The following is a 23,543-nucleotide window of genomic DNA, read 5'->3' on the forward strand; positions in this document are numbered from 1 at the left end:
GCAGCCCAATGCTGCAGCGAAGAACGTTAATGATTATTCCGTTTGCTGTTTGCGGTTATCGTTTTTGTGCACCCAATGATATAACACGGGCAATACCAACAATGTCAGCAAGGTTGACGAAATAATACCGCCAATCACCACTGTCGCCAGCGGGCGCTGCACTTCAGCACCGGTGCCAATATTAATCGCCATCGGCACAAAACCGAGGCTCGCGACCAAAGCGGTCATTAGCACAGGGCGCAACCGGGTAAGCGCGCCTTCCGTTATCGCTAACAGCAAGTCACCTTTCTCACGCCAGAGATCGCGAATAAAGCTCAGCATCACCAGACCGTTCAACACCGCTACGCCTGATAAGGCGATAAAGCCAATGCCAGCAGAGATTGATAAAGGCATACCCCTCAAATACAAGGCCAACACACCACCGGTGAGCGCCAACGGCACACCGCTGAAGATAATCAACGCATCTTTAAATGACGCAAAAGCCATCACCAGAATACCTAAAATCAGCAGCAACGTAACAGGCACCACAATGCTAAGGCGCTGACTGGCGGACTCCAGCTGCTCAAAAGTACCACCATAGTCCAGCCAGTAACCGGCTGGTAATGTAACGTCACGGTTGATTTGGGCCTTTACCTCTTCTACAAAACTACCAAGGTCTCGCCCGCGCACATTCGCGGTTACCACTACCCGGCGTTTGCCATTTTCACGACTAATTTGCGCCGGCGCAGGCGATAAATCTAAGGTAGCCACTTCTTGTAACGGCACAAAGTCCCCATTTGGCAATGGCACCGGCAACACTGCCAGTTTGTCCAGATCGCGACGCAGGGTTTCCGGCAAGCGCACTATCAGCTCAAAGCGTCTGTCGCCTTCATACAGAATACCGGCCGACGTACCACCAATTGCCGCTGATACCCAGTCCTGTAGTTCAACCACATTTAAGCCGTAACGGGCAAGCGCGGTTCGGTTGGGGATCACTGACAAGGTTGGCAAGCCAGTGACTTGTTCGACTTTAGTATCCGCAGCACCTTGCACCTTGTTGACCGCTTGCAGAATTTGATTAGCGCTTATAACCAACTGATCTAAATCATCACCAAATACCTTAATACCCAGATCTGCCCGTACACCGGAAATCAGTTCATTAAAACGCATCTGAATAGGTTGGGTAAATTCATAGTTATTGCCCGGCAATGTCGCCAAAGCAGCTTCCATTTCAGTGACCAATTGGGCTTTGGTTTTATCCGGATTGGGCCATTCACTGCGCGGTTTTAATATCACAAAGTTGTCAGCCACATTGGGTGGCATCGGATCGGTCGCCACTTCTGCCGTACCAATTCTGGCAAACACTTTATCAACCTCAGCAAAGGTTTTGATCTTCTGCTCCAGAATTTCTTGCATTGCAACGGCTTGTTCTAACCCGGTGCCCGGAATACGCATGGCATGTAAAGCGATATCGCCCTCATCAAGCTGAGGCACAAACTCTGCCCCCAACGTGGTCGCCAACCACAGACACACACCAACCAGAGCACTGGCCAAACCAATCACCAGCCAGCGAAATTTCAGTGCCAGCGCTAATAGCGGTGCGTACAGGGTTTTAGCGCCTCTTATGACCGCACTTTCTTTTTCACTGATTTTACCATTTAAGAACACCGCCACAGCGGCAGGCACAATGGTCAGCGACAACACCATAGCGGATAACAGGGCCATCACCACAGTCGCTGCCATAGGATGAAACATTTTACCTTCGACACCGGTCAGCGAAAAAATAGGAATATACACGATAGTAATAATGGCCACACCGAACAAACTGGGCCGGATAACCTCTGCTGTTGCCAGATACACTGTATTTAAGCGCTCTCTCAGCGGTTGGATACTGCCGTTGTGTTGTGCCTGTGCAAGGCGGCGAACCGCATTTTCGACAATAATCACCGTGCCATCAACAATTAAACCAAAATCCAGCGCACCCAGGCTCATCAGGTTGGCAGAAACGCCGGCTTGTACCATGCCGGTAATGGTCATCAGCATTGATAGCGGGATCACTGCCGCAGTGATTAACGCCGCCCGCAGGTTGCCCAGCAGGATAAACAACACTACGATCACCAGTAATGCGCCTTCCAGTAGGTTTTTACTTACGGTTGCAATGGCTTTATCCACTAAGGTGGTGCGGTCATATACTGCTTCAGCAATAACACCCTCTGGCAGAGAGCTTTTGATCTGCTCCAGCTTTTGCGCCACATCCCGTGCCACTGTGCGTGAGTTTTCACCAATTAACATCATGGCTGTACCCAGCACCGCTTCTTTGCCATCCTGAGTTGCCGCACCGGTTCGCAGCTCTTTGCCAATAGCCACGTCGGCAACGTCACTCAGCTTTACCGGTATTGTGTCGTATTGCGTAATAATGACATTAGCAATGTCATCCAGAGAGGTTAACTGACCGGGCGAGCGTACCAGCAGTTGCATGCCCTCACGTTCAATATAACCGGCACCCCGGTTGTCATTGTTGGCTTGCAGGGCCAGTTCAACATCCTTAATACTCAGGCCATAATTAAGCAGTTTCAGTGGGTCGGGTAACACATGATATTGCTTGTTGTAGCCACCAATGCTGTTTACTTCCACCACACCTTTAACTTGTGCCAGCTGAGGTTTTATTATCCAGTCCTGGATTTCCCGCAGTGCCATGGCATCGTAAGGTGAACCATTTTGTTGCAGCGCGCCCGGCTTGGCCTGCACCGTATACATAAAGATTTCACCAAGACCGGTTGAAATAGGGCCCATTTCAGGCTCTATGCCCTCAGGCAACATATCCTTGATAGCGCTTAACCGGGTGTTGATTAAATTGCGGGCAAAGTAGATGTCCGTGCCTTCTTCAAACACCACCGTTACCTGTGACAAGCCATAGCGTGACAATGAGCGGGTATAACTTAAATTGGGTAAGCCATACAGGGCAGTTTCTACCGGATAGGTAATACGCTGCTCTGCTTCAAGTGGCGAATAACCCGGTGCCGCCGTGTTTATTTGTACCTGAACGTTAGTAATATCCGGCACTGCATCAATCGGTAACTGTTGGTAGCTCCAGCTACCAATGGCAATAATCAACAGTGTCAGCATTAAAAATAGATACCGCCTCGCAATAGCCAGGCGCAACATGGATTCAATCATAGTGCCCCCTTAATCATCATGCTCGGCTTCAGATTTTTCAATATCCGCTTTTAACAGATAGCTGTTTGTAGTGACATACAACTGGCCGGGCTTTAAACCGGCAATCACTTCGACATAATCCATGTCGCTACGGCCAAGCTGCAATGGGGAAAAGACATATTCGCTATTATTTTTCACGAAGACACCGCTTTTATTGTCCAGTATTTGAATGGCAGATTTTTTAACGGCAAGCTCAACGTTGAATTCACCGCTTATCACAGCACCTTCGATCAATTGCCCGGACGACAGTTTACCGTCACGGTTATCCAGCTTAACTCTGGCCAGTTGATAGGGCTGGGTTAATGATGGGATGATATGCGCAATTACGCCGTTAATCTCAGTGTCAGCGGCCATAATGACCACTTTTTGTCCTGTCGCGACAGCATCTTGTTGTGACGGGTACAGGCGAAAATCTGCCCACAGGCCGCCAAAATCAGCAATGCTAAACAGCGTCTGCTGCTGTGCGACTTCACCAACATTGGCGCTGCGCTGAATAATAACGCCGTCAATTGGCGCTTTAATGGTATAGGTATTTAAGCTCTCATTTGACTCGACAACGGCCAGTACATCGCCTGCTTTTACGCTGTCACCCAGCGAGAATTTCACCGAGGTAAGAATACCGGGAAAACGGGCATTAACATGGCTGATGCGGTTTGGATCAGCGCTAAGCTTGCCATAAACAACCTGATGTTGGCGTAATCGCTGGCTGTCAGCACGGTCTGTGACAATATTAACCGCCGTAGCCATATCATCACTAATGCGGCTGCTTAGGGTTTCGTTGTGTTCATGCTCGTCGTTTTCGTCGTGCCCTTCATGCTCATTGTGTTCTTCATGTTCTTCGTGCTCTTCATTTTTCTTAGTGTCAGATTGCGGCTTTACCGCTTGTTCTTTGGCATGGACGTGAGCTTGTTCTTGCTCATTGGCGGCCATTACATGCATCGGCATCAGCCAGGCTGCAATAAACATTGCCAGTGTTACATGTGGTTTCATAATGCTATCTTCCTGTATGTTCTGTTTGCCACGTCGCACAGTTAATGAAGTGCGGCAGCGGGGCAATAATCTTGTCAGTTACTGCGTTACCGGCTCGGCGGTAAGCTGTTCAATCGTCGCCTGGCTCAATAGCACCGCAGTGGCGGTTTCCAGTAAGTGTCTTTTTGCCTGCAACAATTCTTGCTGGGCATTAAGCCAATCCTGATAATTTGAGCGCCCGCGCTGGTATGCATCACGCGTAAGATCCAGCGCTTGTTCCAGGTTGGGGATCACGTACTGCGCCAACTGTTGGTGACTGGTAATAAATTGCTGTCGTTGCGAGTACGCATCAAACAAGCGTTCATGCAGGATCAGTAAGCTATCCTGCTGTCGATACTCGACATTGTTTCGCTCTGCCAGCGCAGCTTCGATGGCTGCACTATTGCGACGTTCAGCAAATAACGGCACTGAGATACCAAAGGTAAGGCCTGTATCATCACTGGCATGATAGCGTCTTACCCCTACCTGCCAACTCAGATCGGCGCGATTCTGGCTTTGTGCCAGTCGCACTTCAGCGTCTTTTAACCGACGTTCAGAGGCAAAAATGGTTAACGCCGGCGATTGTTGCAGCCGCTGATACAGCTCAGCAAAAGGGCGGCTTTGGCCAAAAGCAAACAAGTTACCTGCCACAACGTTAAAGTTGGCGCTGGTATCACCCCAAAAACGTGCTATGGCTATTTTTTGCCGCTCAATGCGCTGCAAAAGGGCGTCCCGCCCGATCTGAACCTGCGCCAGTTGCGCCTTTGCCCGCATGATTTCAGCATCTGACAAGGCACCGCTGGCGGCACGTTTTTCAGCGCTTTGCAGCAGGGCTTCTGAGAGCGCTACGGCCTCTTCTGTCAGTGTCAATTCCTGCTGGCTGGCCAATAGATTAATATAATTGCGGGTAAGCTCTGCCAGCACATCCAGGGTTTGCGCCTGTTGCTGCCATTCAAGAGTATTGAGCCTGGCGTCTACTACCGCAGCGCGCCATTGGGCTTTATTATCCAGCTCTATCACGGAAGATAAGGCGATTGTCAGCTCAGCACCGGCCAGCCCTCTGGCCTCTCCGGTGCCCGCAACATTCTCAAGCTCTACACCGAGTTGATAACCGGGTTTAAGGCTTTGCAAATCACGCTCTGCAAACAGACGCTGTTGCGTAAATTTAAACTGATGCAGCTGAGGGTTGTGTTGCAGCGTTTTATCTATTGCCTGTTGTAATGTCAGTGCTTGCGGCTCTGCACGTAGCGGAAGCGCGCAAAATACCGCCGCCAGTATTGCTGGCAGCATTAGTGTCATACGCATGGGTATGCTCCTGAAAGTTAATCGTTAATAAAAAAAGATAAACAAGCAGGATCAGATATTTGGCGGCGGCACCGGTGGGCGATAGCTAATGAGGTTTAACCCTGGTTGGGTAGCGGCTATAACACTGTCACGGAAGTTAAGCAGTTCCATGCCCTGAAAAAAAACGATATAGCAGGTCACATGAGCATGATTACTGTGTTCGTCGGCATCATACTCAGAGTTATGTGCAACGTTATGTGCAGTGACTTGCTCACTGCTTACGTCGAAAAGGGTATCTGAGTGGCAGTATTCATGTTGCAGGTCAGTGTAGGCATGGGCATGATCAGGCAAATGCATAACTAACGCATCACAGGCCATCACGGCATGATTCAGCATAATCAGCAACAGTAATAATAAGCCTGATGTACGACCTAACATAAATCCCTCAGTAAGTTAGCGCTATGGTAGCGCTATTGCGACTTAACAACAAGCTACGCTTTTAGCTGCAACTCGAAGCGCACGCTAGAGCACTGTGGTATTTTAAAACAATTGAATGAAGCCGTTAGTCAAACCAACTAAGTTGTTATCAGCAATAAATAGGTGAGTCTTAATGCACCAGCACAACCATTAAATCCGTATACCCACATTAAAAAAGCCGAATCGGAATTCGATTCGGCCCTTTCTATGGTATTTAGTCTGCGGTTAGTCAGCTAAGCCTAAACGTTCCAGTTCTTGCTCAACGACAATGCGTGGTACTGGAATGTAGCCGTCTTTGTCGACGATTTCTTGGCCAGTTTTTGACAGCATGAACTTCACGAACTCAGCAGTAGCTGGGTCTAATGGCTTGTTCGGGTGCTTGTTTACGTAAATATATAAGAAGCGTGACAGTGGGTATTTGCCGGCTAACGCGCTTTCAGTATTGGCATCAACAAATTCACCGCCTTCTTCCAACGCTAATGGCACGGTCTTAACACCTGAGGTGATGTAGCCGATACCTGAGTAGCCGATGGCATTCAGTGAGGTTGATACCGACTGTACTACTGACGCTGAACCTGGCTGCTCATTGACGTTGTTGCGGAAGTCGCCATCACACAAGGCGATTTCTTTGAAATAACCGTAGGTGCCTGATACTGAGTTACGACCGTACAATTGTAAGTCGCGGTTTACCCAGCTACCGGTCAGGCCTAAATCACCCCAGCGGCTCACTTCTTGACTGGCACCACACAGACGAGTTGACGAGAAGATGCTGTCGACTTGAGCAATGGTCATGCCTTCAATCGGGTTATCTTTGTGTACGAATACTGCTAACGCGTCGATAGCCACACGAATTTCAGTTGGCTTATAGCCGTGGCGCTTTTCAAAGGCTTCGATTTCTTTCGACTTCATGGCGCGGCTCATTGGCCCGAAGTTTGAGGTGCCTTCAGTAAGAGCAGGTGGCGCAGTTGATGAACCGGCAGCTTGAATCTGCATGTTCACATTTGGGTAGAGGCGCTTAAATTCTTCGGCCCAGAAGGTCATCATGTTGGCCAGAGTGTCTGAACCGACTGATGATAAGTTGCCTGACAAACCGCTTACTTTCTCGTAAACCGGCAGGTCGTCAGTTACTTTTTGGGCGTTGGCTGATACGCTCAACAACGCGGCTAATGAGGCTGATAAAAACGCTGATTTGAATTTCATAATGACTCCGTTGGTCGTTACCGCACTGCGGCTTTTGTTCAAATAACGGGGAAAGTGTAGAACGTCAATGTGACAGTATTATGACAATGTGCAAAAAACTGTCATAAATCTGTCATAGCTTTTCAATTATTGCCGCACCACTAATTCTTCCGGTACTCGGACACTAAACTTGGAGCCGCGACCCACCACAGAATCAATCACCAACTTACAGTGATGGTTTTCTACCGCTTGTTTGACAATGGCTAAGCCCAAACCACTGCCGCCCTTTGAGCTATTGCGATCTTTGTCGACGCGATAGAAGCGTTCGGTCAAACGGGGAATATGTTCAGCGGGAATGCCGGGGCCATTATCAATAACGGCAAATTCCATCTGCTGCCCCACACGTTGCCAGCGCACCGTAATAACGCCGCCAGCAGGGGTATAATGAATGGCGTTGCTAATCAGATTGGCAAATACGCTGCGCAATTCGTCTTCATGACCATGCATTTTTTCGGGGCTGATCTCAAACGTCAGCTGATGCTGCTTTTCTTGATTCAGTTGCTGGGCGTCGCGCTGCAAATTCTGCAGCAATTGTGGCACATCAACGACGCGCTCAAACATATCTGTGCGCATCACATCCATGCGTGATAGTGCCAATAACTGATCGACCAAACTACGCATCCGTTGAGTTTGCCCGCTCATATCGCGCATGGCTTTATTCATCATGGCCGGCGGCAGGCTCGCTGAATCGGCCAGCATCTCAAGGTAGCCCTGCATCACCGTGAGCGGCGTTTTCAATTCGTGCGACACGTTGGCTACGAAGTCTTTACGCATTTGTTCAAGTTGCTTGAGCTGGGTGACATCGCGCGCCATCAACAAATACTGGTCGTCGCTAAATGGCATCACCCGCAGCTCCAGCTCAATGTCATCACGCACCGGCGACGGAAATACGATGTCGTTACTGAAATCACCTTTACTTAAGTAGGTCACGAACTCGGGGTGACGGATCAGGTTGGGCAGGCGGATACCGGTATCAGCAGGCCATTTCAGGCCAAAATAAAATTGTGCGAGTTTGTTGCACCAAATCAAGCCACCGTCGCGGCGAAACACAATGGCGGCGTCTGGAATTGCCTCGGAGGCTTCACGAAAACGCCTTAATAACCGGGCTAACGCGCGCCGGCGCTGCTGACTGCGGCGCTGGGTGCGATAGATACCATCGTAGATATAACTCCAACTGCCAGGCGCAGTGGGCGGGAGCATGGTGCGGCGGTGCCACAACCAATCAACTAGCTTGTATTGAAAGTAGTAATGCCAGGCCAGCGCTGCCAGTAAACCCAAGGTAAGCACCGGCCAAAATTGACCGACAAGCAGCCCGAACAGCGCTAATGGTAGGAGATACCAGAAGAAACCGCGAACAATGAAAACCACTGAATAGCGCTTATCCATAACGCGGCTACTGACCTTTAACGACTAGAGAACCGGTAACCCACGCCACGCACGGTTTGCACCAAGCGGTCATGTTCATGCAGTTCCAAAGCTTTGCGTAGACGGCGAATGTGCACATCGACAGTACGATCTTCGACGTAAACATTGGTTCCCCAAACGTGATCCAATAATTGCTCACGACTATACACCCGTTCTGGGTGTGTCATAAAGAAGTGCAGCAACTTAAATTCGGTTGGGCCCATTTCAACGCGGTCATCAAAGGCGGTGACACGGTGAGATACGGGGTCGAGTTTTAAGCCTTGCACTTCAAGCGGTTCGTCTAATGCCGTTGGTGCAACGCGGCGAAAAACCGCTCGCATACGCGCCATCAATTCTTTTGGTGAAAAGGGTTTGGTGATGTAATCATCGGCACCGACTTCTAGCCCACGTACTTTATCTTCTTCTTCGCTGCGCGCGGTGAGCATGATAATAGGGATATTCTTGGTGAAGTCTTCACCCTTGAGTTTTTTCGCTAATTGAATGCCCGAACCACCGGGTAACATCCAATCCAACAAGATCATATCTGGTAATGGTTCCACGATCTTGTCGAGGGCGGCCTGAAAATCACCCGCCTCTACGGCTTGATAGCCATGCTGTTCCATGACGAAACTTAACATTTCTCGAATTGGCGCTTCGTCTTCAACAATCAGTATCTTTCTCGACATATGCATCACCTGTTGTGTTTTTGCACGGTCAATTATCAAGATACTTTATGACACTTTTATGAATCTGTAACAAATATATGTCATTGCGTCAGTAAAATGTCTATCCACACCAAGCGATGATCTGATGACCTATTGCGTTGCGCCACTAAATCGGCTTTTGGCTCAGCCGGAAGCGGCCAGAACACTCCAGCATCAATCACCTCGATACCAAACTGCGACGGCAACACATAATCGGCGCGCTTGCGCCAACCCGCGGTATGATAGCGCCCTTGCTCATTATCTGGGCTGTGGGCAGCACCACCGCGGCTTGCGGGAGTAACTTGGGCATTCACCAACGGATGCTCCAACAACTGCTCAATTGTACCGGGGACATTATCCTTACCTTCATTGGATGCATTTAAATCGCCGGCAATGACAAAGCGCTGTTGCTCAGCCAAGCCACCTTTACGGCCTTGGTCGTCGTAGATGTAGTCGCTGTGGCTGGCACGCAGATAGTCGGCCCAGAACCGTACCTCGTCATAGTTGCGGCGGCCGTTACGGTTTTCTTCACCATCAAATACCGGTGGCGTTGGGTGACTGACTAAAACATGTAGCGTGCGGCCATTGATGTTCACCGGGACATCCCAGTGTGACTTGGAACTCAGCGGCATGTCGGCCCACACATCATCGCCATACCAATAGCTGGATGTTCCGGGTAACAGCGGACGCAACGCCCCTGGCATATCCGCCCACTTAAACTGTTGGAAAGTTCGTACTGCAGCTTCATCGATGGGATAGCGCGATAACACCACCATGCCATACTGGCCCGGATACCAGCCATAACCCCAGGCATCATTGGCATCGGCGCTCGCCTTGCCATCACGGTTCAGGTCATAAGGGCTCATCACCCCAGTGTTGACTGCCGCAGTGTAGCTGTAGGGATAATCAATCGGTGACTCACCCTGCTGGCTAACCGCCAAATAGTCACGCTGAAAGCTCTTAACTGCCGCCCCTGATGGGTCATAGTCGAATTCGTTCAGCACCAATACATCTGGGCGCGTGTGCTGGATGATTTCGGCAATAGCACGAATTTGTGGATGCTGCTGTGCCAAGGCGTTCGCCAATGCACTAGCGCCAGCGCTGGCAAGTTGCTCATTGGGCACGTAATTGGAGGCATCCATGCTGACGTTAAACGCGGCAACACGCAGAGCTACGGGCTCACGATCAGATGTAGACATAGGTTTTGGTTCGCAGGCAGCAACAAAGCTGATGATAAATAAGACGATAGCTAGTTTAGCGTAGAGTCGAGACACCGTAGCTCCAAATTTTGTGAAACTTTTCTGGGCAATTGTTAGGTTTTTTGTATAAAATGCTGTCATGAAAACGACACATTGGCGCCCGTATAGGCGAATCTATACAAGGCGCCCTTTGTACACGTTAGCTGCACTGTTCTAATGATGTATCGAATTAAGCAAATAAACACCGCTCAAGTGTCATGACTTTGTCATAATTCGATAGGACAATTGCGGCTGTTAGGAGTTTCATAGAACAAAAAATAAATTTTGTTCATGAATAATTTTAAGTAATGGAATACGACTAGTACCCCAGGACTTTTAAGAGTTTGTTTACAACAACCCTAGGAAAGCAACATCATGTTCAATAGTAAACCAAGCCGCTTAGCCGCTGCCGTTGCCTTAGCAATCGGTTTGTCTGGCGCCGCGTATGCTCAAGATACTGCATCGTCGCTGCGTGGTGTAATTACTTCTGACGCTGGCAACACCCTTGCTAACGCTCAAGTGGTAATCACTGACTCACGTACCGGTTCATCACGTACATTAACAACTAACGAAACGGGTACTTTCTCGGCTCGTGGTTTGTCTGTTGGTGGTCCATACATCATCACTGTTACTGACCCAACAACTGGCGCGACCAAGCAGCAAGAAGTGTTCTTGACTCTTGGTGAAACCGCCAACGTCAACTTGGTGGTAGAAGCCAACGTTGAGCGTATTGCAGTAACTGGTCAATCTATCCTGAACAACAACTCTGGTGGTACTGGTCCAGCAAGTAACTTTACTTTGCGCGACTTAGAAGAGTCTCCAGCTATCAACCGTGATATCAAAGATATCATCCGTATCGACCCACGTATCTACATCGATGAAAGCTTCGGTGACGGCGTACAGTGTGGTGGCGCTAACCCACGTTTCAACAGCTTAACTGTTGACGGTGTGCGCTTAAACGACAACTTCGGTTTGAACGCTAACGGTTACCCAACTGAGCGTATGCCGTTTGCTTATGACGCGATTGAGCAAGTAAACGTTGAATTAGCGCCATTTGATGTGAAATACGGTGGTTTCACCGCGTGTAACATCAACGCAGTAACCAAGTCTGGTGAAAACGATTTGTTTGGTGGTGTGTTCTTTGACTTCACCAACCAAGACATGCGTGGCGACAAAATTGAAGATACCGACCTAGACAACGGTCAATATCAAGAAAAACGCTACGGCTTTAACGTAGGTGGCGCCATTTTAGAAGACAAACTGTTCTTCTTCACCGCATACGAGAAGTATGAAGGTGCGGTTAAATTTGACCGTGGTCCTTCTGACGATCCAAATGCTGGTACCCCAATTGCTGGCGTTACCCAAGCCGATCTTGACCGTATTGCTACCATCGCTCGTGACATCTATGGCTATGAGCCAGGTTCACCAATTGGCTCAGCGCCAGTTGAAGATGAAAAATTATTGGTTAAATTAGACTGGCAGATCAGCGCTGATCACCGTGCTGCATTAACCTACAACTGGAACGATGGCGGTAACTTACGTGAATCAGACGGTGGCAACACCACCTATGAATTCTCGAACCACTACTACAACCGTGGTACTGAGTTAACCTCTACTGTTGCTGAAATCTACTCTGACTGGACCGACAACTTCTCAACTGAGATTCGTGCTGGTTACTCAGAAGTGATTAACAGCCAAGTCACCTTAGGCCCGAAAGATATCGGTGAAATCCGTATCTTTATGCCAAACGGCGCACGTGTATTCTTAGGTGCTGACGATTCTCGTCAAGCCAACGAATTGAACTATGACACCACCTTCTTCAAAGTGGCTGGTACCTACTTCTTAGGTGACCACGTTATTACCGGTGGTTTTGAACGCGAAGAATTATCGGTGTTCAACATGTTCGTACAGCACGCTCGCGGCGGTGAATACGAGTTCCGTTCAATCGACGATTTCGAAGCTGGCTTAGCGGCTCGCGTATGGTACGGCAACGCTGCTGGTACGCATAACCCACGTGAAGCAGCTGGTGACTTCTCATACACCATCAATACTGTGTATTTGCAAGACGAATACTACATGTTTGAGAACGACTTAACCTTGACCTACGGCTTGCGTTACGACTGGTATAGCAGCGATGACTTACCACGTCACAACCAACGTTTTGCTAATGACTATGGCTTCAGCAACCGTACTAACTTTGACGGTGAAGGCCTGTTGCAACCACGTGTTGGTTTCAACTGGAAGCCAACTGCTGAATTAGAAGTTCGTGGCGGTTTCGGTCTGTACTCAGGTGGCAACCCGAACGTGTGGATTGCTAACAACTTCCAAAACGATGGCTTAACACAAATCCAGGTCAACCAACGTAATATCGACCTGAACAACGTGCCATTAAGTGGCGCTGGCCGTCCATTGTACGATGTTCCTTCATCATTGTATGACCAAGTAACAACTGCAACTGGTAACAGCCCAGTGAACTCGTTAGATCCGAACTTCAAGATCCCAAGCGAGTGGAAATACTCATTAGGCGCAACCTATGTGTTTGCTAACGAGATGGTATTGACTGGTGATATTTTGTACACCGACCGTCAAGACGCTGCCTCGTTGGTTGACTTAGCCTTTACCCAAGTGGGTACGGCTTCAGATGGTCGCCCAGTGTACACTAACCCAACTGGCCGTGAAGGCGACTATATGTTGACCAACGCACCAGACGCGGGTAGCCAGTTAAACCTGTCTGTTGGTCTGAGCCATTCATATGACTTCGGCCTGAACTGGTCACTTGCTTATGCTTACACTGAGTCAGAAGAAAGCCAAGCAATGGCGTCATCAACCGCTGGCTCTAACTTCACGCAAACCGCTACCTCAGACATGGGCTTCTATGCCTCTGCGCCAGGTAACTACGAGATCCCGCATCGCTTCACCTTGCGTGTAGCCTACGGTACCGAGTTCTTTGACGGTTACGAGACTCGCTTCAGCCTGTTCGGTCAAGCCAACAAAGGTCGCCCATACAGCTACGCCTTTAACGGTTCAGACATGTTCGGTGACCCAGCATTTGGTCGTCAATTGCTGTACATCCCAACTGGCGTATCTGATCCAAACGTGATCTTCGACCCAGGTTTCGATACCGATGCATTCTTTGCCTTTGTTAACGCATCTGGCTTAGACAAGTACGCTGGCGGCATTGCTCCACGTAACAGCTTCTACGGCAGCTGGTGGAACAAGTTTGACCTGAAAGTAACGCAAGAATTACCAGCGTTTGCTGATGGTCACAAAGCTAGCGCGTTCTTCGTACTTGAGAACGTCGGTAACTTCCTGAACAGTGATTGGGGCGTGCTGTATCAACCAGGCTTCCCACAAATCCAACGCGTCGTCAACGCGTCACTTGATGCCAACAACACTATCGTGTTCGAGGACTTCTTGGGTGACCGTGGTCAAGGCCGCGTAGTTGGTCCATCAGTGTGGGAAATGCGTGTAGGTATCAACTACAAGTTCTAAGCGATTCACTGCTTAGCTCACATAGAAGCCCTCGCACTTGCGGGGGCTTTTTTTATTCGTTGAACGCATTTTCGGTTACACTATGAGCTGTTTCGTTAACCACTGATTTGACCCCTATGAGCCATGATATCTTTATGCAGCGCGCGCTGCAGTTAGCCGCCCAAGCTGAACAGCAGGATGAAGTGCCAGTTGGCGCGGTATTGGTGCTGAACGGCGCCATTATTGGCGAAGGTTTTAACCAAGTGATCACACTGAATGACCCGTCCGCCCACGCCGAAGCCATGGCCATTCGCGCCGCTGGCCAAGCGCTGCAGAATTATCGTTTGGTCGATACCACACTGTATGTAACCTTAGAGCCATGTGCTATGTGCGCTGGGCTTATCACCCATGCACGGGTGAAAACTTTGGTGTTTGGCGCGGCTGATCCACGTACCGGTGCTACCGGCAGCGCTATTGAAGTGGTCAATCACCCCAGTATGAATCATAAAATTGAGGTAATTAGCGGAGTTATGGCAGATGAATGCGGTGAGTTACTGCGGCAATTTTTTCGCCGCCGCCGCTAGTAGCGTCTATTAGGCATAAAAAAACCGGCTCATAGGAGCCGGTTTTTTGTTTGGCGCTTCTATTAGCCAAGGAATACCCGCGCATTACGGAACATGCGCATCCACGGGCTATCTTCGCCCCAGCTATCTGGGTGCCAACTGTTGGCTACGGTGCGGAACACCCGCTCTGGGTGCGGCATCATAATGCTGACGCGGCCATCGCTGTTGGTTAAGCCGGTGATACCTTCTGGCGAACCGTTCGGGTTGGCTGGGTACTGCTCTGCAATAGCGCCGCGGTTATCAACAAAACGCATGGTTACTAAGCCTTGCTTAGTGGCAGCTTCTAATGCACCTGGGGCGAATTCGGCGCGGCCCTCGCCATGGGATACTGCAATCGACATGCGCGAACCGGCCATACCGGCGAAGAACAACGAGTCGCTTGCTTGTACTTCAACCATGCTAAAGCGTGCTTCAAAACGCTCTGAGCGGTTGGTGACAAAATGCGGCCACAATTCAGCACCTGGAATGAGTTCCTTCAGGTTCGAGAGCATTTGGCAGCCATTACACACACCTAAGGCAAAAGTACGTTTGCGGGCAAAGAATTCAGCGAACTGATCGCGCGCCAAGCTATTGAATAGAATAGACTTAGCCCAGCCTTCGCCAGCACCTAATACGTCACCGTATGAGAAGCCACCACAGGCCACCATACCGTCGAATTTATCCAAGCTAATACGGCCACTGAGAATATCGCTCATGTGTACGTCGATAGCAGCAAAACCAGCACGGTCAAACGCCGCTGCCATTTCCACATGGGAATTCACACCCTGCTCACGCAAGATAGCAACCACTGGGTCGCGGCCGGTGTTGATATAGGGCGCCGCTACATCTTCTTCGATATCAAAGGTTAAGCTAGCCGATAAACCTGGGTCGCTGAGGTTCTGCTTGGCATGAAACTCTTCATCGGCACAGGCTGGGTTATCCCGTAAGCGCTGCATTTGATGCGTGGTTTCAGCCCAAATGCTGCGGTAGTGGCTACGCAAATGCGACAGCACATCGGTACCACCGCGGGTAAAGCGCACCACATCTTCGCGCACTGGGCGGCCAATTACATGGAAACACGCGCTCAAGCCAGCTTCAGCATAAGTGTCGCGTACAGTGTCGAGATCGTCGCTGGCCACTTGCAATACCGCGCCTAATTCTTCGCTATACAGCGCGGCTAAATCATCCGTGCCCAAGGCGTCGAGTTCAATATCGACACCACAGCCACCGGCGAATGCCATCTCGGCAGCAGTCACAAACAAGCCGCCGTCGGAGCGATCGTGGTAGGCAATAATCTGTTTGTTGCGGATCAGCTTCTGCGTGGCATTAAAGAAACCAGCCAATAATTCCGGTTGGTCTAAGTCAGGTGTGACATCGCCTAATTGCCGATACACTTGGGCTAAGGCTGAACCACCGAGGCGGTTTTTGCCTTGACCTAAATCAATCAATACCAGTTTGCTATCGCCCTTATCGAGACGCAATTGCGGGGTGACCGTGCGGCGCACATCGTTAACGCGGCCAAAAGCGGTAATGACCAAACTCATCGGCGCAGTAACAGCTTTATCTTCACCGTTGTGTTGCCAGCGAGTTTTCATAGACATCGAGTCTTTACCGACCGGAATGGTGATCCCTAAAGCTGGGCAGAGCTCTTCACCTACCGCTTTTACTGCGGCATATAAACCGGCATCTTCACCCGGGTGACCCGCAGCTGACATCCAGTTGGCGGATAATTTAATGTGTTTCATGCTGCCAATATCAGCAGCAGCAATGTTGGTGATCGATTCAGCTACCGCCAAGCGCGCTGACGCAGCAAAGTTTAATAATGCCACCGGCGTGCGCTCACCCATCGCCATCGCTTCGCCGGCATAGGTATCGTAGCTGGCTGCGGTTACCGCGACGTCAGCCACCGGAATTTGCCAGGGACCGACCATTTGATCTCGCGCCACCAAACCGGTGACACTGCGGTCGCCAATGGTGATCAAGAAGGTTTTCTCGGCAATAGCTGGCAAGCGCAGTAATCGGTTGGCCGCTTCGCTCAGCTTGATGCCGTCGCGGGTGAGCTGTTGCCCTTGGGCCTGCAACGATTGCACATCACGGTGCATTTTTGGCGGCTTACCAAGCAATACGCTTAACGGCAAATCTATCGGTTGATTGCCAAAATGGCTATCGTTTAAGGTTAGATGCTGCGCTTCGGTGGCTTCACCGATTACCGCAAATGGTGCGCGCTCGCGCTCACATAATTGCTCAAACAAGGCCATACGATCTGGGGCGATAGCCAACACGTAGCGCTCTTGGGATTCGTTACACCAGATCTCGTGCGGCGCCATGCCTGGCTCATCGTTGGGCACTTTGCGTAATTCAAACTTACCGCCACGACCGCCGTCATTGACCAGCTCTGGCATGGCGTTGGATAAACCACCGGCACCAACATCGTGGATAAATAAAATCGGATTCTTGTCGCCTAACTGCCAACAGCGATCAATCACTTCTTGGCAGCGCCGCTCCATTTCTGGGTTGTCGCGCTGCACTGAGGCAAAATCTAAATCTTCGCTAGAGCTACCGGAGGCCATAGATGACGCCGCACCACCACCTAAGCCAATGTTCATAGCCGGGCCGCCAAGCACGACCAGCTTGGCACCAATGCTGATCTCGCCTTTTTCAACGTGGCTCTCGCGAATGTTGCCTAAACCACCGGCGATCATAATCGGCTTGTGGTAACCACGTACTTCAACGCCGTTGTGGCTATCGACTTGCTCTTCGTACGTACGGAAATAGCCCGTCAGCGCTGGGCGACCAAATTCGTTGTTAAATGCCGCGCCACCCAAGGGGCCTTCCAGCATGATATCGAGCGCGGTGACAATGCGGTCAGGCTTGCCGAAGTCTTCTTCCCACGGCTGTTCAAAACCTGGAATACGCAAGTTGGATACGCTAAAACCGACCAAGCCCGCTTTCGGTTTGGCACCACGACCGGTGGCGCCCTCGTCACGAATTTCGCCGCCACTGCCGGTAGCCGCACCTGGGAATGGCGAGATAGCGGTTGGGTGGTTGTGCGTTTCAACCTTCATCAAAATATGAATGGGTTCGTGAAAATAGCTGTATTCGCCCGCAGCAGCGCTACCGGTAGGATACGGATAGAAGCGCCCAGCCTCTGACCCAACCATCACTGCGGCGTTATCTTTGTAAGCTGATAACACATGGTCTGGCGTGACCGCGTAGGTGTTTTTGATCATCTTAAACAGCGACTTTAGCTGCGCTTCACCGTCGATGGTCCAGTCGGCGTTAAAAATCTTGTGGCGGCAATGCTCTGAGTTGGCCTGCGCGAACATGTACAGTTCAATATCATTGGGATTACGTTTTAAGGCGCTAAAGTTATCAAATAAATAATCGATTTCGTCGTCGGCTAAGGCCAAACCCATGTTCTGGTTGGCTTCAGCCAGCGCAGCACGACCACCCGCTAGGATATCAACATGCTGCATGGCGCGCGGTTCGCTGCTGTGGAACAGCCGTTGCGCTTCATGCATGTCGTGTAACACCATTTCGGTCATGCGGTCATGCAGCAGCGCGGCGGCTTGCTCAATTTGCGCACTGCTCATGGTGCCGGTGAGGTAATAGGCAATGCCGCGTTCAATGCGGCGAATATGTTGCAAGCCACAGTTATGGGCTATGTCGGTGGCTTTGGACGACCACGGCGAAATAGTGCCTTGGCGCGGCACCACCACCAGCAGCTCACCTTCTGGAATGTACTGGGCCATGGCTGGACCGTAGGTGAGTAATTTTTTCAGCACGTCTTGGCTGTGGTCATCGAGTTTGGCGCTTACGTCAGCAAAATGCATGTATTCGGCGTAGATGCCGGTGATCGGCAGTTCGGCTTGCTGCAAACGCTGCAATAATTTCTCGGTTCTGAATTCAGATAAGGCCGGGGCGCCGCGTAAAATTTCCACAGAAAAGTCTCCAGAGTTGGGAGCAAAAATTAGGTCGGTATTATAGTCTTAAATGGTGACTGCTGTCAGTCCGTTTGCTCACTCAAACGGAACCATTTTTGCCGTCGCTCGCTCTGCAAACTGCGTTGCTTGCGAAGCCATGCACGACGGCGTTCTTTCGAGATTAGACGTTTCATTCGGCGCATAATTTACTGCTCCTCATCACCACTGCCGCTAGGCAGCTCGATTGTCAGTGGGTCGGCAGGGATGCGACCACGCTCATCTAGCCAGATTAGAGTATCGTAATATCGGCGAATATTCCCGACATATCGCACTGGCTCGTCACCGCGGGCAAAACCAAATTTAGTTTGGCGGTAAAACTTTTTCTGTCGTAATAAGGGTAGTCGTTTTCTGACATCAATCCAGCGATCGGGGTCGGCGCCTTGTTGTTGGGTCAGAATACGCGCATCTTCGAGGTGGCCTAGGCCAATATTGTAGGCCGCTAGGGCAAACCACACGCGGTCAGGTTCAGCAATACGCGCCGGAATACGTTGTAGCATTTGCTCAAAATAGCGCGCCCCGCCGCGAATACTTTGCTCAGGGTTTAAGCGGCTGCGTACACCCATTTGCTGCGCCGTGGGTAATGTGAGCATCATCATACCGCGTACCCCAGTAGGCGACACCGCACGCGGGTTCCACAGGCTTTCTTGATAGCTAATGGCCGCCAACAAGCGCCAGTCGAGACTGCCAGAATGAGTTTGAAATAACTTGCGATAACGCGGCAATACTTGTTCAACGGCTTGAATAAACAAGGTGGTATCCACGTAGTTGAATTGATTAACGTGGCCGAAATGCTGATCCACCAGCTGATCCAGCTCACCGCTATCGCGCAATGCGCCGAAAAATTCAATCAGTGGGTTGTATAGCGAGGCGTCCAACTGCTGGTTCAATACCCAACCCACATCAATGCTGTCGCGCACGGTGAACGCTACGCTCAAATCGGGGTAAAAACGGCGCTGTACCGCAAGGGTATTGGAATCAACGATGGTGTAGGCGATATCGCCTTGCATCACCAAGCGTAGTAATTCAATGGCATCGTGCTCGTCGCTAGCGCGCCAATTTAACTCGGGTAGCTGCTGCTGTTGGGCCTGTAACCATTCAGCATGGCTGCTACCGGCAACCACCACCAATTCGGCGTCTAGCTCAGCTAATTCGCGTGGGCGCGTGCGCGAGCCCTGGCGGAATACCACTTGCTGGGCAATTTCTTGATACGGCGGGGTAAAACGATATTTACCGCTACGTTGTTCGGTGCGGTCAATACCGGCGGCGATAAAATCCACTTCGCCGCTATCGAGCAAGCCAAACAGGTGCTTTAAGCTATAGCGCGGCACCATCTGCAGGCTGACGCCAAGCTCATCAGCAAAACGTTGGGCTAAGGCATATTCCAGCCCGGCCGGCTGTTCTTGATCGAGGTAATAGGTGGTGGGTGACAGGGTGGTGCCAACGCGCAGCACTCCGCGTTCACGAATTTGCTCAAGTTGGTTGGGCGCGGGTGCTGGAGTGCAGCTCAGCAAGCTCAGGCTGAGCAACAACAGCCACCAAACGCGCCCGCGTAGCACCGTTATTCCCACTCTAGATCCGCCAATTTGCAAGATTGAGCGGTGCTCATGCCATGTGCACGGCAAAGCTTTGGAACGACTGCACCGTTCTCGTTATGCTTCAGAATCGCTATGATCTGACTATCTCTGTATTGTGATTTGCGCATAGAAAACTCCTTAGCTTTAGTTTAACGGAATTTTCTACTTATAACTGCTCCGATTTTTTTGGGGGGATTACAGATTGCCGTTATTGTCGTAGCTGTAATGGCTAAGGCTAGCGCTGGCGAGGTTGACCGTTTGTACCGCGTTCGGGCCAGCATTACCTACGTTGTTCTTACTCTCACTACCGTAGCTGAGAAAGCTGTTTTTTATAACAACATCCCTTTATGCGAATGGTGACGTCGCAAACTTGCAATATCAATTCCTACTATGCTCCACAGCGATACTCAGCTTCTTGATCTCGCCCGAGCTAAGACGTATATCTCTGATGCGGGAGTAAAGTTCAGCCGATTTCGCATAATCCTTTTGTCGAAATGCTTCAGTGTACTTTAATTTTCAATGATAAACTTTTGAACGCCACTACTACGCAACCATTGTGCTTCGTTTTTTTCGCGATAGTAGGATCTAAGTGAAACGATGCTGTCGATCGAAAAGTCCAGAACCGCCTTTAGGTTATTTTCATCGTTTTTAAATATCAGTTGCTTTGTTTCACTATTGTAACATCCGAAAAGCTGCTCAGAAAAAAATCGTTGTGGTTCCGAGCTACCGATAGTGAAAAAACTTTTATCATGTAGTGAAGCACCAATAAAAAATATTCCGTCGTTTTGACCATCTTGGCCCCAATCAAAATAGAACTCCATTAAATAGGGTAAAGGCCTTCGATAATAAACTGCCCCCTTCCTCGTTTCACCATGGGGCATTTCGTCTACTATTTGCATATCTTGACCGAAAGCATTGAATACTGTAGTTGCTTGCTTGATAAATTCATCATAAGAATAGTCACATGTTTGTTCCGCCTGACTGGAAAAACTAGCGGCCATAAAAATAGACATAAATATATAGCGAATCATTTTTTATTTCTCTCCTTAGCATCTACTTCAGAATATTCGCCTTTTGCATTGAAAATATACAAGTTTCCTCTATCTCGCCATGTAGCAACGACAATTATCGGAGTGTTAAGCTCCTTCGCAAGTTCGATGTAATTCACCGCATTCCCTAGGATTGTAGTACCTCTCGTATTAGGCCCCACGCCAATGACTACTAACGTTGCATTTTTAATTGCTGTTTGCCCGCCCACAAACCCGGTCCGTAAACTAGATGGATGATTTATCGTTCCACTAGGAACATCAACACTCGGACGTGTATAGCTAAAGGTCCCATCATCCGATTCTGCAATCACGCTTCCATGCTCCCTATTAGCATGTTCCGGATTAAATAATAATCCTTTGCGATCGCTTTCATTAATCACCTCAGCCGATATTTCTCTCTCAGCTTGGCTGAGTGCGCTCTGGAAATTGGGATTATCCCAGAAATCGCCCGCTACTTCTGAGGGCGTCAATGAAGAATGGTCAACTAGCGGTGTTTTTCTAAGACCATTGTGACCGAATTCCCCAGGCGCACCGATACTGTCGGCACCAACTTCCTTCGCTACGGCACGTGACTGTTCTTTTCCATTATCCTCCGATTGACCGCCACCTACTGACACGCAAAATGGGCAGTTAGGGGGATATTTAAACGGATTTTGCAGCCCTTGCTCTGCACAATGTATCGCTAAAATACAATCGGCAATATACCCACTCGGGTCCGTCCCCGCTAGCGGGTTGTTCATGATGTAGGAGTAAGGATTCAGCGACTGGCTGTTGCCGGGCTCCTGGATGAACGGGTCGACACTTAAGAACCGGCCTAAGTTGTAATCGTACACCCGGCCGTTCATGTGAATCAACTGCGCTTCATCGATGTGCTCGTGGTCGGTGAAACCCCGCATGGTAAAGGGTGTGCCACCAGCAATATTCCACAGTGTTGCTGATGGGCTGGCCTGCATGGTGCCATGTCGCACTTTATTTTTTCGATTCAGTAGGCAAGGTAGCCTCACCACATAGATCGCTGTTTTCTTCACACCAGGCGGCTCCAAAGAGCCCGTGATTTGTACTCAAATACCAAACCATGTTGTTCGCGTTATTCTTCGCCGCCATAACTCCAATTTCCGGCGAGTAGTAGATTATACGATTACTCTCTCCAAAGATAATTTTCACATCAGTTGGTCCTCGCCCCTCTACAAAAAATAAAAGTGAGTCTGCCTTGTAGGTATACTTTTGGTTAAAGCATGTCCAACTATCACCAATCTTCATGTCTATCTTGGGCGCAGTAAAAACTAAATTAGTCAGAGACTGGCAATAATATTGAGCGGTGGATTGGTCTTCGTTGAGGCTGCCTGAATCCGCCAAAAAGTTCGCGCCTCTTTCGCTATATATGTAGGTAAATTCGCCATTATTATTGGGTAATTGTGCGTAGCCATAAATTATAGAAGTGTCAGCGGCAATATTGTTGCCCAGTAAAAAAATCAGTGACATTAAAGAATTTTCGATCTGCATATTAATACCCCTAATTACTTGATTTTTGGATTATTTCTCTATAAATATAGTCCGAATAACGCGAGTAGAGCTCAGCAGCTTTTTCTCTAGCATGTTTTTCATGAGGCCTAGCACCATAATCTCTGTCCAATTTCGAATTATTCCTAATCGCAGTATTAGATTTCGTGCCATGAGTCACTTCATGAAGCATTATCTCAATTTTCTCTGGTGTGTCCTTTTGATAATAGCCACGATAAGCTGTTAGCTCGTATCCGTTTCTGGTTGGTTGCATGCTTGCATTTGCTACCGCGAGTTGGCCATTAACCAAAAGCACTGGCCCATCCCGGCCAGGGTTTTCCTTAACCTCCGTCATATTTATTATAGAAATCAGTTCTCTCAATTCAGTTGCTTCGTCAAATGCGCCAGAAACGCCTTTTTTGACGTTATCCCAGACGTCCGCATAAGCTTTCTCTAATCCGTCGGCAATATTGTGTAGCATTATGCCTGCGTCTATTCGCCCGTCATTTACCCCATCACTGATTTCATCGTTTTCCGAAGCGCGAACGACACTATAAGAAGCTAAATCGGATTGCGAACCAATCATCGCCACGTTACCTTCTCTTCCCATAATCGCCATTTGATGATTGAGATTTTTTATTTCGCGACCATTCGAACCTGCTTCTGTAAAACCTTGATAGCCAACCATACATTTAAAGTCACAGTGCCTCGATTCACCTAGGCCCAAATTCCCAACGCTTACATACCCACTGGGGTCCGTCCCCGCCAGCGGGTTGTTCATGATGTAGGAGTAGGGGTTGAGCGACTGGCTGTTG

General features: G+C 49.6%; 14 protein-coding genes and 2 pseudogenes. 2 read left to right on the forward strand and 14 right to left on the reverse strand.

Translation table 11 applies throughout. From position 1 onward, the window contains the following. Window positions 1–33 precede the first annotated feature (33 nt). From EFO84_RS08020 to EFO84_RS08060, 8 genes are all read right to left on the reverse strand, one after another. Window positions 34–3,156 carry an efflux RND transporter permease subunit gene (locus tag EFO84_RS08020; RefSeq protein WP_127347538.1) on the reverse strand — a complete coding sequence of 1,041 codons (3,123 nt, stop codon included), beginning with the start codon at window positions 3,154–3,156 and terminating at the stop codon, window positions 34–36. A gap of 9 nt (window positions 3,157–3,165) precedes the next feature. After that, complete coding sequence (locus tag EFO84_RS08025) at window positions 3,166–4,224, reverse strand: efflux RND transporter periplasmic adaptor subunit (protein WP_240642671.1); 1,059 nt, start codon at window positions 4,222–4,224, stop codon at window positions 3,166–3,168. 39 nt (window positions 4,225–4,263) lie between these two features. Beyond that, on the reverse strand, window positions 4,264–5,508 hold the full coding sequence (locus EFO84_RS08030) for a TolC family protein (protein WP_127347539.1): 1,245 nt from the start codon (window positions 5,506–5,508) through the stop codon (window positions 4,264–4,266). Window positions 5,509–5,559: 51 nt separating this feature from the next. Then, a complete protein-coding gene (locus EFO84_RS08035) occupies window positions 5,560–5,925 on the reverse strand; it encodes a cobalt transporter (RefSeq protein ID WP_127347540.1) in 366 nt (121 codons plus the stop codon). A 264-nt stretch (window positions 5,926–6,189) separates the two neighbouring features. After that, complete coding sequence (locus tag EFO84_RS08045) at window positions 6,190–7,164, reverse strand: PstS family phosphate ABC transporter substrate-binding protein (RefSeq protein WP_127347541.1); 975 nt, start codon at window positions 7,162–7,164, stop codon at window positions 6,190–6,192. A 126-nt stretch (window positions 7,165–7,290) separates the two neighbouring features. Beyond that, window positions 7,291–8,589: a phosphate regulon sensor histidine kinase PhoR gene (gene phoR / locus EFO84_RS08050; protein WP_127347542.1), complete on the reverse strand. Its 1,299-nt coding sequence runs from the start codon at window positions 8,587–8,589 to the stop codon at window positions 7,291–7,293. 17 nt (window positions 8,590–8,606) lie between these two features. Continuing rightward, complete coding sequence (gene phoB / locus EFO84_RS08055) at window positions 8,607–9,293, reverse strand: phosphate regulon transcriptional regulator PhoB (protein ID WP_127347543.1); 687 nt, start codon at window positions 9,291–9,293, stop codon at window positions 8,607–8,609. Window positions 9,294–9,373: 80 nt separating this feature from the next. Further along, the gene (locus tag EFO84_RS08060) at window positions 9,374–10,510 is read right to left on the reverse strand and encodes an endonuclease/exonuclease/phosphatase family protein (RefSeq protein ID WP_240642672.1); all 1,137 of its coding nucleotides are present in this window, start codon (window positions 10,508–10,510) and stop codon (window positions 9,374–9,376) included. 414 nt (window positions 10,511–10,924) lie between these two features. Between EFO84_RS08060 and EFO84_RS08065 the strand changes: the two genes are divergently transcribed. Together EFO84_RS08065 and tadA are read left to right on the forward strand one after the other, a co-directional pair. Continuing rightward, on the forward strand, window positions 10,925–14,041 hold the full coding sequence (locus tag EFO84_RS08065) for a TonB-dependent receptor (protein ID WP_205701964.1): 3,117 nt from the start codon (window positions 10,925–10,927) through the stop codon (window positions 14,039–14,041). Between the two features lie 116 nt (window positions 14,042–14,157). Next, window positions 14,158–14,604: a tRNA adenosine(34) deaminase TadA gene (gene tadA, locus EFO84_RS08070; RefSeq protein WP_127347546.1), complete on the forward strand. Its 447-nt coding sequence runs from the start codon at window positions 14,158–14,160 to the stop codon at window positions 14,602–14,604. A gap of 62 nt (window positions 14,605–14,666) precedes the next feature. Here the strand turns inward: tadA and purL are convergent, their stop codons facing one another. From purL to EFO84_RS08100, 6 genes and pseudogenes are all read right to left on the reverse strand, one after another. Then, entirely contained in the window at window positions 14,667–18,563 is a 3,897-nt protein-coding gene (gene purL, locus EFO84_RS08075; protein ID WP_127347547.1) for a phosphoribosylformylglycinamidine synthase, read from the reverse strand. 188 nt (window positions 18,564–18,751) lie between these two features. Continuing rightward, window positions 18,752–20,167: a membrane-bound lytic murein transglycosylase MltF gene (gene mltF / locus EFO84_RS08080; RefSeq protein ID WP_127347559.1), complete on the reverse strand. Its 1,416-nt coding sequence runs from the start codon at window positions 20,165–20,167 to the stop codon at window positions 18,752–18,754. Window positions 20,168–20,688: 521 nt separating this feature from the next. Beyond that, window positions 20,689–21,210, reverse strand: a complete 522-nt coding sequence (locus tag EFO84_RS08085; protein WP_127347548.1) for a hypothetical protein — start codon at window positions 21,208–21,210, stop codon at window positions 20,689–20,691. Between the two features lie 713 nt (window positions 21,211–21,923). After that, window positions 21,924–22,121, reverse strand: a pseudogene (locus EFO84_RS11945) (RHS repeat domain-containing protein); the annotation flags it as partial. Between the two features lie 76 nt (window positions 22,122–22,197). Beyond that, a complete protein-coding gene (locus EFO84_RS08095) occupies window positions 22,198–22,731 on the reverse strand; it encodes a hypothetical protein (protein WP_127347549.1) in 534 nt (177 codons plus the stop codon). A 10-nt stretch (window positions 22,732–22,741) separates the two neighbouring features. Next, window positions 22,742–23,543 (reverse strand): annotated as a pseudogene (locus tag EFO84_RS08100) (hypothetical protein); the annotation flags it as partial.

The organism is Pseudidiomarina mangrovi (genome assembly GCF_003999375.1).
In the GTDB taxonomy this organism is placed as follows: domain Bacteria; phylum Pseudomonadota; class Gammaproteobacteria; order Enterobacterales; family Alteromonadaceae; genus Pseudidiomarina; species Pseudidiomarina mangrovi.